Source organism: Pseudomonas sp. WMBT8, assembly GCF_050916005.1.
GTDB lineage: Bacteria > Pseudomonadota > Gammaproteobacteria > Pseudomonadales > Pseudomonadaceae > Aquipseudomonas.
Genome location: NZ_CP188096.1, coordinates 2361882 through 2375874, shown reverse-complemented (window position 1 = coordinate 2375874; position 13993 = coordinate 2361882). Strand labels below are relative to the sequence as shown.

Annotated in this window: 12 protein-coding genes; 5 read left to right on the top strand and 7 right to left on the bottom strand. The window is 62.4% G+C overall.

Annotation, left to right across the window (positions count from 1 at the left end):
* Positions 1 to 220 precede the first annotated feature (220 nt).
* Positions 221 to 2113: a quinoprotein ethanol dehydrogenase gene (exaA, locus tag ACO77H_RS11080; protein WP_169954422.1), complete on the top strand. Its 1893-nt coding sequence runs from the start codon at positions 221 to 223 to the stop codon at positions 2111 to 2113.
* Between the two features lie 86 nt (positions 2114 to 2199).
* Positions 2200 to 2847 (top strand): pentapeptide repeat-containing protein, encoded by a 648-nt coding sequence (locus tag ACO77H_RS11075; protein ID WP_170043148.1) that lies wholly within the window; start codon positions 2200 to 2202, stop codon positions 2845 to 2847.
* 42 nt (positions 2848 to 2889) lie between these two features.
* On the opposite strand, the gene ACO77H_RS11070 is transcribed toward ACO77H_RS11075, so the two are convergent.
* Entirely contained in the window at positions 2890 to 3516 is a 627-nt protein-coding gene (locus ACO77H_RS11070; RefSeq protein ID WP_432755450.1) for a response regulator, read from the bottom strand.
* 276 nt (positions 3517 to 3792) lie between these two features.
* On the opposite strand from ACO77H_RS11070, the gene ACO77H_RS11065 reads away from it, so the two are divergent.
* Both ACO77H_RS11065 and ACO77H_RS11060 read left to right on the top strand, forming a co-directional pair.
* Entirely contained in the window at positions 3793 to 4347 is a 555-nt protein-coding gene (locus tag ACO77H_RS11065) for a PQQ-dependent catabolism-associated CXXCW motif protein (protein WP_432755449.1), read from the top strand.
* A 27-nt stretch (positions 4348 to 4374) separates the two neighbouring features.
* Positions 4375 to 5040, top strand: a complete 666-nt coding sequence (locus tag ACO77H_RS11060; RefSeq protein WP_029296512.1) for a response regulator transcription factor — start codon at positions 4375 to 4377, stop codon at positions 5038 to 5040.
* A 179-nt stretch (positions 5041 to 5219) separates the two neighbouring features.
* On the opposite strand, the gene ACO77H_RS11055 is transcribed toward ACO77H_RS11060, so the two are convergent.
* The 5 genes from ACO77H_RS11055 to ACO77H_RS11035 all read right to left on the bottom strand — a co-directional run bounded on the left by ACO77H_RS11055 (position 5220) and on the right by ACO77H_RS11035 (position 12242).
* The gene (locus ACO77H_RS11055; RefSeq protein ID WP_169954426.1) at positions 5220 to 7481 is read right to left on the bottom strand and encodes a hybrid sensor histidine kinase/response regulator; all 2262 of its coding nucleotides are present in this window, start codon (positions 7479 to 7481) and stop codon (positions 5220 to 5222) included.
* Positions 7450 to 8613 (bottom strand): nitric oxide-sensing protein NosP, encoded by a 1164-nt coding sequence (nosP, locus tag ACO77H_RS11050; RefSeq protein WP_432755448.1) that lies wholly within the window; start codon positions 8611 to 8613, stop codon positions 7450 to 7452. The genes ACO77H_RS11055 and nosP overlap by 32 nt, the downstream gene beginning before the upstream one ends.
* 242 nt (positions 8614 to 8855) lie before the next feature.
* Entirely contained in the window at positions 8856 to 10031 is a 1176-nt protein-coding gene (locus ACO77H_RS11045; protein WP_169956121.1) for a porin, read from the bottom strand.
* 153 nt (positions 10032 to 10184) lie between these two features.
* Positions 10185 to 10988 carry a sulfite exporter TauE/SafE family protein gene (locus tag ACO77H_RS11040; protein WP_170043151.1) on the bottom strand — a complete coding sequence of 268 codons (804 nt, stop codon included), beginning with the start codon at positions 10986 to 10988 and terminating at the stop codon, positions 10185 to 10187.
* A 9-nt stretch (positions 10989 to 10997) separates the two neighbouring features.
* Positions 10998 to 12242 (bottom strand): FAD/NAD(P)-binding oxidoreductase, encoded by a 1245-nt coding sequence (locus ACO77H_RS11035; RefSeq protein WP_432755447.1) that lies wholly within the window; start codon positions 12240 to 12242, stop codon positions 10998 to 11000.
* Positions 12243 to 12411: 169 nt separating this feature from the next.
* Between ACO77H_RS11035 and ACO77H_RS11030 the strand changes: the two genes are divergently transcribed.
* Entirely contained in the window at positions 12412 to 13275 is an 864-nt protein-coding gene (locus ACO77H_RS11030; RefSeq protein ID WP_432755446.1) for an MBL fold metallo-hydrolase, read from the top strand.
* Between the two features lie 81 nt (positions 13276 to 13356).
* Here ACO77H_RS11030 and bkdR read toward each other — a convergent pair whose 3' ends face one another.
* Positions 13357 to 13845, bottom strand: coding sequence for a Bkd operon transcriptional regulator BkdR (bkdR, locus tag ACO77H_RS11025; RefSeq protein WP_169956129.1), 489 nt, complete (start codon positions 13843 to 13845; stop codon positions 13357 to 13359).
* Positions 13846 to 13993 lie beyond the last annotated feature (148 nt).

The window sequence follows — 13993 nt, the reverse complement described above, 5'->3', positions numbered from 1 at the left end:
TACAGAGGCTATGGCAACCATCATAGGAACGCCTCGCCAGGGTCCGTATGCTGCTTTGGTGGCCGGGCTCTACTCCCTTCGTAGTAAGGCTTGCGGGCCCCTGCTAAATCAGATGCGGTTCGGGAAATTGTCCCGGCTACACCGGGATATTTTCCGTATCCCTGCGCCCCATCCAGCCAGCAACCTGTGCAGGCCAAAACCTCCACTGGGAACTGCAACCATGACAATAAGATCGCTACCCGCCCTCTCGCCGCTGAGCCTTGCCGTGCAGGCTTTCCTGCTGGTCGGCAGCCTGTCCTTGAGTGCGGCGAGCTTCGCCGCTGCCGAACCTGCCAAGCAGACGCGCAACGTCACCTGGGAAGACATTGCCAACGACCACCTGACCACCAAGGACGTGCTGCAATACGGCATGGGCACCAACGCCCAGCGCTGGAGCCCCCTGGCCCAGGTCAACGACAAGAACGTTTTCAAGCTCACACCGGCCTGGTCCTACTCGTTCGGTGACGAGAAGCAACGCGGCCAGGAATCCCAGGCCATCGTCAACGACGGCGTGGTGTATGTCACCGGCTCCTACTCCCGGGTATTCGCCCTCGACGCCAAGACCGGCAAGCGCCTGTGGACCTACAACCACCGCCTGCCCGACAACATTCGCCCGTGCTGTGACGTGGTCAACCGCGGGGCGGCGATCTTTGGCGACAAGATCTACTTCGGCACCCTCGATGCACGCCTGATCGCCCTCGATAAAAACACCGGCAAAGTGGTGTGGAACAAGAAATTCGGCGACCACGCCGCCGGCTACACCATGACCGGCGCCCCGGTGCTGATCAAAGACAAGGTCACTGGCAAGGTCCTGCTGATCCACGGCAGCTCCGGTGATGAATTCGGCGTGGTCGGCCAGCTGTTTGCCCGCGACCCGGACACCGGCGAAGAAGTGTGGATGCGCCCGTTTGTCGAAGGCCACATGGGCCGCCTCAATGGCAAGGACAGCACCACCACCGGCGATGTGAAAGCACCGTCCTGGCCGGATGATCCAACCACCGAAACCGGCAAGGTCGAGGCCTGGAGCCACGGCGGCGGCGCCCCTTGGCAGAGCGCCAGTTTCGATGCCGAAACCAACACCATCATCGTCGGCGCCGGCAACCCAGGGCCGTGGAACACCTGGGCGCGCACCTCCAAGGACGGCAACCCCCACGACTTCGACAGCCTCTACACCTCCGGCCAAGTGGGTGTCGACCCAAGCACCGGCGAAGTGAAGTGGTTCTACCAGCACACGCCAAACGATGCCTGGGACTTCTCCGGCAACAACGAGCTGGTGCTGTTCGACTACAAGGACAAGGACGGCAAAGTGGTCAAGGCCACCGGCCACGCCGACCGCAACGGCTTCTTCTACGTGGTCGACCGCAACAACGGCAAGCTGCAGAACGCCTTCCCGTTTGTCGACAACATCACCTGGGCCAGCCATATCGACCTGAAGACCGGCCGCCCCGTGGAAAACGAAGGCCAGCGTCCGGCCAAGCCGCTGCCGGGTGAAACCAAGGGCAAATCGGTGGAAGTCTCGCCGCCGTTCCTCGGTGGCAAGAACTGGAACCCCATGGCCTACAGCCAGGACACCGGCCTGTTCTACATTCCGGGCAACCAGTGGAAAGAGGAATACTGGACCGAAGAGGTCAACTACAAGAAGGGCTCGGCGTACCTGGGCATGGGGTTCCGCATCAAGCGCATGTATGACGACCACGTCGGCACCCTGCGCGCGATGAACCCGACCACCGGCAAGGTGGTATGGGAACACAAGGAAGCCCTGCCATTGTGGGCCGGCGTGCTGGCGACCAAGGGCAACCTGGTGTTCACCGGCACTGGCGATGGCTTCTTCAAGGCCTTCGACGCGAAAACCGGCAAGGAGCTGTGGAAGTTCCAGACCGGCAGCGGCATCGTCTCCCCGCCGATCACCTGGGAACAGGACGGCGAGCAGTACATCGGCGTGACGGTTGGCTACGGCGGCGCGGTGCCGTTGTGGGGCGGCGACATGGCCGAGCTGACCAAGCCGGTGGCGCAAGGCGGGTCATTCTGGGTGTTCAAGATCCCGAGCTGGGATAACAAGACCGCGCAAAAATAACCCCCGTTGATGATCGTTCCCACGCTCTGCGTGGGAACGCTTCCCAGGGTGCTCCGCGCCCCAACGGCCACCACGAGATCCCCGCCATGAACTACCTGCCCCTCTTACTTCTGCTGTCCCTCCCCCTGGCCTACGCCGACGATGGCGACGACCAACCCCTGGTCATCAACGGCTGCACCATCGCCCCCCACAGCCAATGCCCCGGCGCCAACCTCAAGGGCGCCAACCTGCGTAACGAGGATTTGAGCAAAATGAACCTGGCCGGTGCCGACCTGCGCGAGGCCGATCTGCGCCACGCCAACCTCGACCTGGCCAACCTGGAAAAAGCCCAACTGCAAGGTGCCAACCTGACCCGCGCCAGCCTGCAACAAGCCAACCTGCGCCTGGCGGATTTCAGCGGTGCCACCTTGATGGCCGTGCAAGGCTGGGGCATGTTCGCCCAGGGTGCACAGTTCGAAAACGCCAACCTCAGCGCCGCCTACCTGCAATTCGCGCGGCTGTCGGGGGCCAAGCTGCACAAGGCCAACCTGCGTGCCGCGGACCTGGAAATGACCTGGTTGAGCAAGGCCGACCTCAAAGGCGCCGACCTCAGCGATGCCAACCTGCAAGAAGCCAAGTTCGGTGAAAGCAACCTGGAACAGGCCACCCTCACCGGCACCCGCCAGCACTATGCAAACTTCCAGGATGCGAATATGGAGGGCTGCAAGGACTGCCCCACCACTTGGGACCGTTAACCTCTGTAGGCGCCGGCTCGTCGGTGCTTACCGAGGTGCGATTTATCCCGCCGCCCGCACCACGCCCATATCAATCCCCACATGCACCAACTCCGCATGGGAGCTGACCTGCAATTTGCTCTTGAGCAAGGTCAGGTGATTGGACACGGTCTTGCTGCTGATACTCAGTTGATCAGCAATGGCCCGGGTGGGCGTGCCCTTGGCGAGCATCAGGAAGATCTCCAACTCGCGGGCGGTCATGCCCTGCAGGCGGTGATCGACCGGGTGATAGGCCAGCTCGGTGGCCAGGGCCTGTTCAATGTAAGTGTGGCCGTCGAGAATGCGCTGCACCGCCTCGTTCATCACCGCAGGCGTCGCGCCCTTGGTGATATAACCCGCAGCGCCGACCTCCAGGGCCTGGCGTACCAGGGGCAGTTCCTGATGCTGGCTGAAAAACAGCACGCGCAATTGCGGCAGGCGCTGGCGCAGGCGGCGGGTGGTCTCCAGGCCACTGATGCCCGGCAGGCCAAAACCGGTGATCACCAGGTTCGGCACCGCCTCCTGCACCCGCGCCAGCGCCTCTTCGCCACTGCCCGCCTCGCGCACTTCCACGCTCGGTAGCAGCGCCCGCAGCAGGCTGCTGTAGCCCAGGCGCACCACGGCGTGTTTGTCGACCAACAGGATATTCATGAGGCATGTGCCGGCATCACCAGCAGCGGCGCCGGTCGCGGGCCGTGGAGCTTGTCCACGCCGATCAGGCTGACAATCAGCAAAAACGGCAAGAGCAGCGCCTTGAGGATTCGCATGATCGTACAACTCCCGGGGATGATCGTTGCCTTGCATGCTAGAGCCCCCGGGCACGCGGTGAATTACTACTTTGGTACTGGTTTTGCTGTCTATCGTCGCATTCCCAAGGCAGCGCGACTGGCATGTAATGGGCGCATAACTATAAGGATCGTACCTGCCATGCTGCCCGCCCGACTGACCCTGGTTGCCGTGCTGTCGCTGACCCCGCTGCTGGCGGCTGCCCAGCCGCCCACTGCGCTATTTTCCAGCGACGGCTACCGCATCAACCTCTATCGCAGCCCCACGCCTGCGCACCTGCCGGGCGCGACCATCGTCGACACCCCTGCCCTGCAAGCGCTGCTGGCGCAACAACCGCGCCCGGTGCTGATCGACGTCTACCGCCGACAATGGCTGCACGGCCAGTTCATCGAAGACCAGCCCCACGCCAACCTGGCCGGCAGCCATTGGCTGGCCAATACCGGCGATGGGGAGCTGACGCCAGAATGGCAAAGCTACTTTGCCCGCCACCTGTATACCTACAGCGGCGGTAACCTTGCACACCCGTTGGTGTTCTACTGCCGCTCAGATTGCTGGTTGAGTTGGAACGCGGTAAAACGGGCCAATGCCTTGGGCTATAGCGCTGTGTATTGGTATCGCGATGGCCTGGACGCGTGGGAGGCAGCCAAGCTGCCAGTCGCCGCGGCACACCCTGAGCCCTTTGAGCTTGCCCCCTGAACAACCACAATAAAAAGGTGAACGGCCATGTATAAAATTCTGATTGCCGACGATCACCCGCTGTTTCGCGAAGCGATCCATAACGTCATCAGCGACGGTTTTGCCGGTAGCGAAGTGATGGAAACCGCCGACCTGGACAGCGCCCTGGCCCTGACCCAGGAGCATGACGACCTCGACCTGATCCTGCTGGACCTGAACATGCCCGGCATGCACGGCCTCAATGGCCTGATCAACCTGCGCAACGAAGCGCCGACGATTCCGGTGGTGATCGTCTCGGCCGAGCAGGACAAGCAGATCGTGCTGCAGGCCATTACCTACGGGGCGGTCGGCTTTATCACCAAGTCCTCGCCACGGGCGCAGATGACCGAGGCGATCCAGCAGATCCTCAATGGCAACGTGTACCTGCCGCCAGACATCATCCGCACCCAGAAAAACCCCGGCCAGCGGCGCATGCACGACAACCCGGCCTTCGCCCCGGAACTGCTCCAGGCCCTCACGCGCAAACAGCTGCTGGTGCTGGAACGCATGACCAAGGGCGAGTCGAACAAGCAGATTGCCTACACCCTGGAAATTGCCGAGACCACGGTGAAGGCCCATGTGTCGGCGATTCTGCGCAAGTTGAATGTGCACAATCGGGTGCAGGCGATCTTGAGCGCCGGGGACATCGACTTCGGTTCCTATCTGCGACGCTGATTATCCTGACGACTGAGATCAAAATGTGGGAGCGGGCTTGCTCGCGAATGCGGTGGATCAGTAATGAATGTATTGACTGACCCACCGCATTCGCGAGCAAGCCCGCTCCCACAGGGGATCTGCGCTTAACTGACTGACATTAGGGCAAGCCCGCTCCCACATTTTTGATCGAGATTGTGTCAGGGGCGGCCCAAGAGGTGGCTCATGGCAGTCTTGAGTTTCATCGGCCGCACCGGCTTGTGCATCAAGGTGTGCCCCAGCTCGCGGATCTGCAGTTTCAGCTCGTTGCTGTAGTTGGCGGTGATCATCATCGCCGGAATCGCACTGGCCCGCCGCGCATTGATCCTGGCCACCGCGTCCACGCCGTTCTGTTCGTCATCCAGGTGATAGTCGGCAATCAGCAGATCCGCCTGGGCATGGTAGTTGTCCACCTGGCGTGCCAGGTCCTGCTCGGACAAGGCCGTCACCACCTGGCAGCCCCAACCCTCCAGCAAAGTGCGCATGCCGGCGCAGATCGCCGCGTCGTTATCCAGCACCCACACCCGCGCGCCCTGCAAGCGCTCGAGCATCGGCTCGCTCATCACCGGCATAGGCAAGACCCTGGGTGCGGTGCTGCTCAACGGCACCTCCACACTGAACATCGAACCCCGGCCCGGCCATGAGCGCACGCTGATCCGGTGCCCGAGAATCCTGGCGATCTTCTCCACAATCGCCAGGCCCAGGCCCAGCCCGCGATCCTGGTCGGGACGTTGCACATCGCCGCGCTTGAACTCCTGGAAAATCTCCTCCAGGCGCTCCTCGGCGATGCCCATACCAGTGTCCCAGACCTGGATCGACAAACGCTGATGCTCACGCCGGCAACCTAGCACCACGCGCCCGCCGTAGGTGTAGCGAATGGCATTGCTCAACAGGTTGCGCAAGATCCGCGCAAGCAACTGGATATCGCTGCGCACCAGGGCCGAGCAGCCAATAAAGTGCAGCTGCAAGCCTTCGCTGCGCGCCACTTGGGTGTATTCGGCGGCGAGGTTGTCCAGCAGTTCGCTCAAGGCAAATGGCGCGATATCGGCCTTGATCACCCCAGCATCGAGCTTGGAAATATCCACCAGGGTGCCCAGCAGGTTTTCCACATCTTCCAGGGAATTGCTGACGTTGCGCACCAACGTTTCGTTGGCCACCGGGTCACGGCGTTCCAGCAAGGCCCCGGTAAACAGGCGGGCGGCATTCAGCGGTTGCAGCAGGTCATGGCTGACCGCCGCCAGAAACTTGGTTTTCGACAGGTTGGCCTGCTCGGCCTCCAGCTTGGCTTCGCGCAGGCGCGACTCCACGCGGCGGCGCTCGTCGATTTCCTGCAACAGTTGGTCGTTGAGCGAGGTCAGCTCGGCCGTGCGCTCGCGCACTCGCAGCTCCAGGTTCTGATACGCCTGGTGCAGGGCCTCGGCGGTGCGCCGGCGTTCGGTGATGTCGCGGATCAGCACAAAGATCCCCACCACCTCGCCACTGGCCAGGCGATTGGGCACATAGGAGCGCAGCATGTAGCGCTCCTGGTGGTTGATGTTGGTTTCGGCGAACTCAAAGGTCACGCTCTCCCCCGCCAGCGCCTGCGCCACGTAGGCTTCCAGGCGCTGGTAATGCTGTTCGCTGTGGGCCTGGCGCAGGCTTTTGCCGAGCATCGCGCCCTGCGCCCAGCAATACCATTGCTCGTAGACCTTGTTGGTGAACTCGTAGACCAGGTCGGCATTGAGGTAGGCAATCAACGCCGGCACATGGTCGGTGATCAGGCGGATCCAGCGTTCGCTTTCCTGGGATTTCTGCGCGACGGCCTGTTCACGGCGCAGGGTTTCCGCCAGTTTGACGTCGGTGATATCGGTAAACAGAATCACCCGCCCGCCGTCCTGGGTCGGCCGTTCGCTGACTTGCAGCCAACGGCCGTTATCCAGGCGGTAAAACAGGGTTTCATCGGCATGCCCATGGGCTTCTTCGGTGAACAGGCCGTTGACCGTCATCAACCGCTTGACCTCGCGCAGGCCCATGCCCGCGACAATCTGCACCGGGCTATTGCTCCAAAATCCCTGGAAGCGGCTGTTGAACAACACGATGTGCTGGTGTTGGTCGAACAGCACAAAGGCATCGGAAATGCTCTCGATGGCATCGATCAAATGCTGGTGCGCGGTTTCCGCCCGCAGCCGCGCCTCGCGCAGCAGATGGTTGCTGGCCTTGAGTTCGGCCATCGCCTGGTTGAGCGCATCGGTACGTTCGCGCACCTGCTCGGCCAGCACCACCGAATGCTGGAACGCCGCATAGGGGTCGTTGCCACGGGTCGCGCCGGACTCGACGCGCTCGATCAGCGCGGCGTTGATCCGCGCCAGCTTGCGATTGTCCTGCTGCAGGGCGCGGATCTGCGCGTGCAGTTCAGCGCTGTCCAGGGGTTCGACCACGGGCAATGGCGACCCCGGTAAAGGTCTGGTTGATGTGCATGCCATTGAACTGTTCTCCGTAGGTGTTGAACCCCATCACCCGTTGCTCGCGCAAAAAGGCGCCGATCGGCTCCAGGGCGCCGTGCTCTTCGAGCTCCAGGCGCCGCAGGAAACAGTCGCAGCCAATGGTCAGCAGCAAGTCGCCAAGGCGCGCTTGCAGGCCGTCGAACAGGGTCTGCAGGTTGGGCAGGATCGGCCCCGGGGTCATGGCGGTGAGGACGATGCCGTTTTCCACCGCGCAGTAGAAACTCAAGCTCAAGTCGTCGTGGACCTGCTGGATCGCCCGCACGTAGTACTGATCATTGACGCGCACCGCCAACGGGTGGGCGGCGAAGATCCGGTGATCAAGTTGCGCCACGGCCACGCCGATATGCCGCGCGTATTCCTCGGCGGCAGGTTCGGCGTTCAATTCAAAGACCCGTCGCGAGGCGCTGTCCGCCCCTGTCACCACCAGCTTCTGTGCCAAGGGCAGGATGTGGTGGGTGGTGAACACCTCGAAATCCAGCCAGGTATTGACCAGTACCACCACCGCCGCGCCGCTGTGAAAGGCGCCGTCGAAATACACGTGGGTGTGGGTCAGGTGGTTGTCATCGCCGGCCGAACCGCCGAAATGGGGGATATCACCAAGCGCCGCGCTCAGGGCGGCGAGGACCATTTCTTCACGGCTGGACAGGCCATCGAGCAGGGTCAGGGCAAAGCTGTTGCCCTTGATCGGCGCCAGGGTGTTGCTGCGACAGCCGCCCACCAGGCGTTCGACCATTTGTTGCGCGTCGATCAGGCTGAAGTGCTCGACCTGGTCGATCAGCTCGGTGGCGATGGAAAAGTGCGCGTGGTCAAACCCCACCGCCGTCACGCAATTGCGCCCGTACCCCTGGGGTGTGATCTCGCCGGCACTGGTGCAACCCACCACACGAACACCACCGAAACTGTGTTGCAGGGCCTGGCCGAGGGCTTGCAGGTCGTAGGTGGCAGAGCAGAAAAACAGCACGAAACCCAGGTACGGGTGCAGCAACTGGCACGCTAGCTCATCGGCCACCTGCCGCGCCTCGCTGGCCTGGGACATGGCTGTGACTACGCCTTCGCTGTGCACCTGCTGCATGGTCATCTCCCCGTTGAAGCTCAAGTGTACGAACGCGCGGGGTGGCGACCTATGCTACTTGGGTACTGGGTCGGGGCTTCGATGGAATGAGAGCCACCGAGCAACAGATGAATCTCTGTGGGAACAGGCTTTGTGTGGGAGCTGGCTTGCCTGCGATTGCATCACCGCGGTGTAACTGATCCACCGAGTCGCAAGCATCGCAGGCAAGCCAGCTCCCACACGTTTGACCGTGTTCCAGGTCATTACCAGGTCAGCACCGCCCCCACCGCAAAGGTATCGGTATCTTCATTCTGCGCACTGGTGTCGTGGCCGGTGATTTCGAACTGGTTGTACTCGGCCACCAGCTTCAGGTTGTCGTTGATGTCATGGAACAGGGCAATGCCACGGGTTTGGTAGTCGGCACCGCTGCCGACCACGCCGTTGCCGTCGTCCTTGGTCTTGCCGTAGGACAGCGCCAGGCGGTTCTTGCCCAGTTTGTAGGAGCCCTGCAACAGGTAGCCGTTGCTGTCGACATTACGCAAGGTGGCTTCCCCGGCGTTGTTGGTAAAGAAGGGGTTGATGCCCTTGGCCTGGAAGCCGGAACCGGTGAGCGACAAGCCGCCCATCTTCGCCTGCACGCCATAGCCCAGGCCCTTGGAGGTCACCGACTCGACGCTGGAGTCGGTGTTGTCCGAGGTCTGGTAGCTGCCGTTGAGCCAGCTGTAGATCTTCGCCCCGCCCACGTCGAACTGGTAGGTGATCTCGCTCTCGGTGCGCGGGTTCTTCTGGTAGGCCTTGCCCAGCGCGCTGCTGTCGTTGGTGTCGACCGGGTCCATGATGCCCACGGCCACCCGCAGGCCTTCCATTACCGGGGTGCGGTAGGTGATCTGCGAGGTGGGGAACGGGTACGGGTAGCCGCTACCGATGTTGCCGAACGAGACCCCGCCGCCGTCCACCAGGCCCAGGCTGTCGCTGACTTGGCCGTAACCTGCGAGCAGTTCGTCGAGCAGGATATTGGAGCGGGCGAACAGACCGAAGTCCTTGCCGATCAGCACTTCGCCCCACTCGGGGTTGGCCACGGTGCCGTAGAACTGGCGCACGTCGATGGCGGTGTCGGTGCCATTGGTTTCACTGTCGTTGATGGTCACCCAGAACGAAGCACGGGCGCCGAGCTTGAGGTCATCGACCTGCTTGCCCATGTTGAAGCCCAGGTAGTTGGGCAAAAAGCCCATCTTCACCCGCGACTGGCGCCGGTCGTACTGCTCGCCGGCACGGTCCACGTCGCTGTTGACGTAGAAGGCGTTGATATAGCCGTCGGTGGAGAAGGTGGTCTCGTCCTTGTCGTACAGCACGATTTCGGCCTGGGCCAGCGAGCTCAAGCCGAGGCTGGCGATAAAGGCTGGCAACAAACGACGGGGGAAGTTCTTATTGTTATGCATGGCGCGCTCCGCGACGGGGGTCTGGGTGTCGGAGGCGATTATCGAAAGTCGGGCAGCGCGGTTAAACGCTGCCTTGGAGGGGGATGCGCGGTGCTTTGGAGGGCGCCGAGGGCCCGCCACTTAAGGCTTACACCAGTAGGCGCGGGGTTGGGGTCAAAGGGCGTTGAACAACATCCCGCCTGCCACCACGACACACAGGCTGGCAAAACCGATTTGCAGGGCCCGCGCCGGGACCCGCGAGCCCAGGCGCCGGCCAGCAAGCATGCCGACGATGCTGGCGCCAATAAATACCCAGCCGAGGGTGTCGATCACCACCCCGGCATGGAACGCACCGACCACGCCAATCAGCGAGATCAGGCTGATCACCATCAACGAGGTGGCGACAATCCCGCGCATCTGCACGTCGGTCAGTTGCTTGAACGCCGGCACGATCAGAAAACCGCCGCCAACCCCCAGCAGGCCCGATACTGCGCCGGTTACAGCGCCCAGGGCGGCCAGGGTCGCGGTGCATTTGGCGGTCCAGGAAAAACGCCCGGTCTGCTGATCGAGCATGCAGTTTTTTTGCCCCCAGGACGCGGCGCCATGGTCGCTGGGGCCGGCCTCGACTTTCTCGCGCCGCAGCATGCGCCATGCCACCAGCACCATCAGCGCGCTGAACAGGCCCATCAGGATCTTGTCCGGCAACTGATGGGCAAAAAACACCCCCAACGGCGAAAACAGCGCGCCGAGCAACGCGATCAACAGCGCCGCGCGGTAACGCACCAGGCCATGGCGCAAGCCATCAAGCGCTCCAACTGCCGCTGCCGCGCCGACCGCAAACAACGACACCGGCGCCGCTTCGGTCATGGTCAAGCCCAGCCCCAGGACCAACGCCGGCACACCGAGAATCCCGCCCCCGGCCCCGGTCAACCCCATGACCAGGCCCATCAACACACCCAAAAAACTTGCCAGCAGCATAGGGTTCTCTCACTCCACCTTGGCCAGACGGGTCAGCCATTCGCGGCCCTTGAGCATGCCGTTCCAGTAGAACCACGGCAGCAGCGTCGCCTTCAAGAACCACGCCGAACGCCGCGCCACGGTAGGGTCGAGGGCAAAGGTCGGCAGCAATCGGCCGCCATAACCGAACTCGGCCAGCACCACCTTGCCCTTCTCCACCGTCAGTGGGCAGGAGCCATAACCGTCGTACTTGAGCGGCAACGGCGCCTGTTTGCGCAGGGCCAGCAGGTTCTCGGCCACCACCACGATTTGCTTGCGCACCGCGGCGGCCGTCTTGGCATTGCTGGTGGAGCACACGTCGCCCAGGGCGAAGATGTGCGGGTAACGTACCTGTTGCAGGCTGTGGGGGTCGACCTCGCACCAGCCAACGGCGTCGGCCAGTGGGCTGTGGCGGATAAAATCCGGGGCCACTTGTGGCGGCACGACGTGCAGCATGTCGAAGGATTTCTCCTCGATGCTGATGTTGCCTGCGCCGTCCTTGACCTCGAACCAGGCCTTGCGCGCCGGGCCATCAACCTTGATCAGGTTGGAGTTGAAGGCCAACTGCGCGCCGTATTTCTCGACATAGTTCATCAACGGCGGCACAAAGGTCGCCACACCAAACAGCGCGGCACCGGCCAGGTTGAATTCGACGTCGATGTTGTTCAGGTCACCCTGCTTGAGCCAATGATCGCAAGACAGGTACATGGCCTTTTGCGGCGCGCCGGCGCATTTGATCGGCATGGCCGGCTGGGTAAAGATCGCCTTGCCACCCTTGAGCTGCTGCACCAGTTGCCTGGTGTAGGGCGCGTGCTGGTAGCTGTAGTTGGAGGTAACGCCGTTGTGGCCCAGGGTCTGCTCCAGGCCTTCGATTTTCTCCCAGGCCAGGCGCAGGCCGGGGCAGACGACGAGGTTGTTCCACGTCACGCGCTGGCCGCTGTCGAGCACCAGGGCCTGTTCGTCGGGCAGCAACTGGCTGACCGCCGCCTGCACCCAGGTCACGCCATCGGGCAATACCCGGGCCATGGGGCGCATGGTCTTGCGGATGTCATGGGCGCCGCCGCCCACCAGGGTCCAGGCGGGCTGGTAGTAATGTTCGGCGCTGGGTTCGATCAGGATGATATTGAGTTGCGGGTCGCGCTTGAGCAGGCTGGCCAGCAGGCCGATGCCTGCCGAGCCGCCGCCGATGACCACGATGTCGCCACTGATGGTCGGTCCCCAGTGTTGGTCGTTCATAGTCCTGGCCTTTCTTATTTCAACAATGCACACAAGGGTCGTTGCCGTTTGGCGTCACGCCCCGTTCAGAATCGATCCTTTGCTTCGGGTCGTTTGTTTCACTAAGCTCGCAAGCCTATGTGGAAATCACCTCGAATGTAAGCTGCTATCAGCTACCCAGGACACCGTCATGCCCGCGTTGATTCAATCCTTTCTGGACGAGGCATCGTCAACCTACACCTACGTCGTCTATGAAACGCCCGGCAGCCCCTGTGCCATCGTCGATTCAGTGCTCAACTACGACCCGGCCTCGGGGCGTACCGACACGACCCAGGCCGACCAGGTGATCGCCTTCGTCCGTGAGCACCGCCTGCAGGTGCAATGGCTGCTGGAGACCCACGCCCACGCCGATCACCTGTCCGCCGCGCCCTACCTGCGCCGGCAATTGGGCGGCAAGATTGCAATTGGCCAGTCCATCAGCAAAGTCCAGGATGTGTTCAAGAACCTGTTCAACCTGGAGCCGGAGTTCCGGGCCGACGGGTCGCAGTTCGACCATCTGTTTGCTCCCGACGAGATCTTCCACATCGGCAACCTCAAGGCCCAGGCCCTGCACGTGCCTGGGCACACTCCGGCGGACATGGCCTACCTGATCGACGACCAGATGATCCTGGTGGGCGACACCCTGTTCATGCCTGACGTCGGCACCGCCCGCTGCGACTTCCCCGGCGGCGATGCACGCCAGTTATATGCCTCGATGCGCACGTTGCTGGCCTTTCCCGGCGAGACGCGCCTGTATGTGTGCCACGACTATCCGCCTGAAGGCCGCGCGGCCAAATGCCTGACCACCGTGGCCGAACAGCGCGCGGGCAATATTCATGTGCATGACGGGGTGGACGAGGCGGCGTTTGTGCAGATGCGCACCCAGCGCGACGCCGGGCTTGGAATGCCGACCCTGTTGCTGCCGGCGATCCAGGTGAATGTGCGGGCGGGCAATATGCCGCCGGCGGAAGACAATGGCGTGACCTACCTGAAGATCCCCCTCAACCAGCTTTGATGCAGGAGCTGGCTTGCCGGCGATGGTGGCCTGCCTGATCCACCGTCATCGCCGGCAAGCCGGCTCCTACAACGGTTTGCGTCAGGAGCCCAGGTTGATGCCATTGGCCGGCAGAGGCAGCGCCGTCTTGTAGCGCACCTGCTTGAGCGCAAAGCTGGAGCGGATGTTCGCCACCCCCGGCACCTTGGTCAGGAAATCCATCATAAAGCGCTCCAGCGACTGGATGGTCGGCACCAGCACCCGGATCAGGTAGTCCGGGTCGCCGGCCATCAGGTAGCACTCCATCACCTCCGGCCGGTCGGAAATCGCGCCCTCGAACTGCTGCAGGGCTTCCTCGTTCTGTTTCTCGAGGCTGACGTGGATAAACACGTTGACGTGCAGCCCCAGCAAATCGGCATCCAGCAGCGTGACCTGGTCACGGATCAAGCCCAATTCCTCCATCGCCTTGACCCGGTTGAAACACGGCGTAGGCGACAGGTTGACCGAGCGTGCGAGGTCGGCGTTGGTGATGCGGGCGTTCTCCTGGAGGCTGTTGAGAATCCCGATATCGATACGGTCCAGCTTGCGCATGAGACAAAACCACCTGTTTATTATGTTTATGCAGATTTTTTATCCTCAAATGATCTCAGGCGCAACCAAACAGAGATAAATATTCTCCGCGGCCCGGCCTATGATTGTTGTAGGACAAGATTTCTCCTACCCGGGGAATGACTGTCAG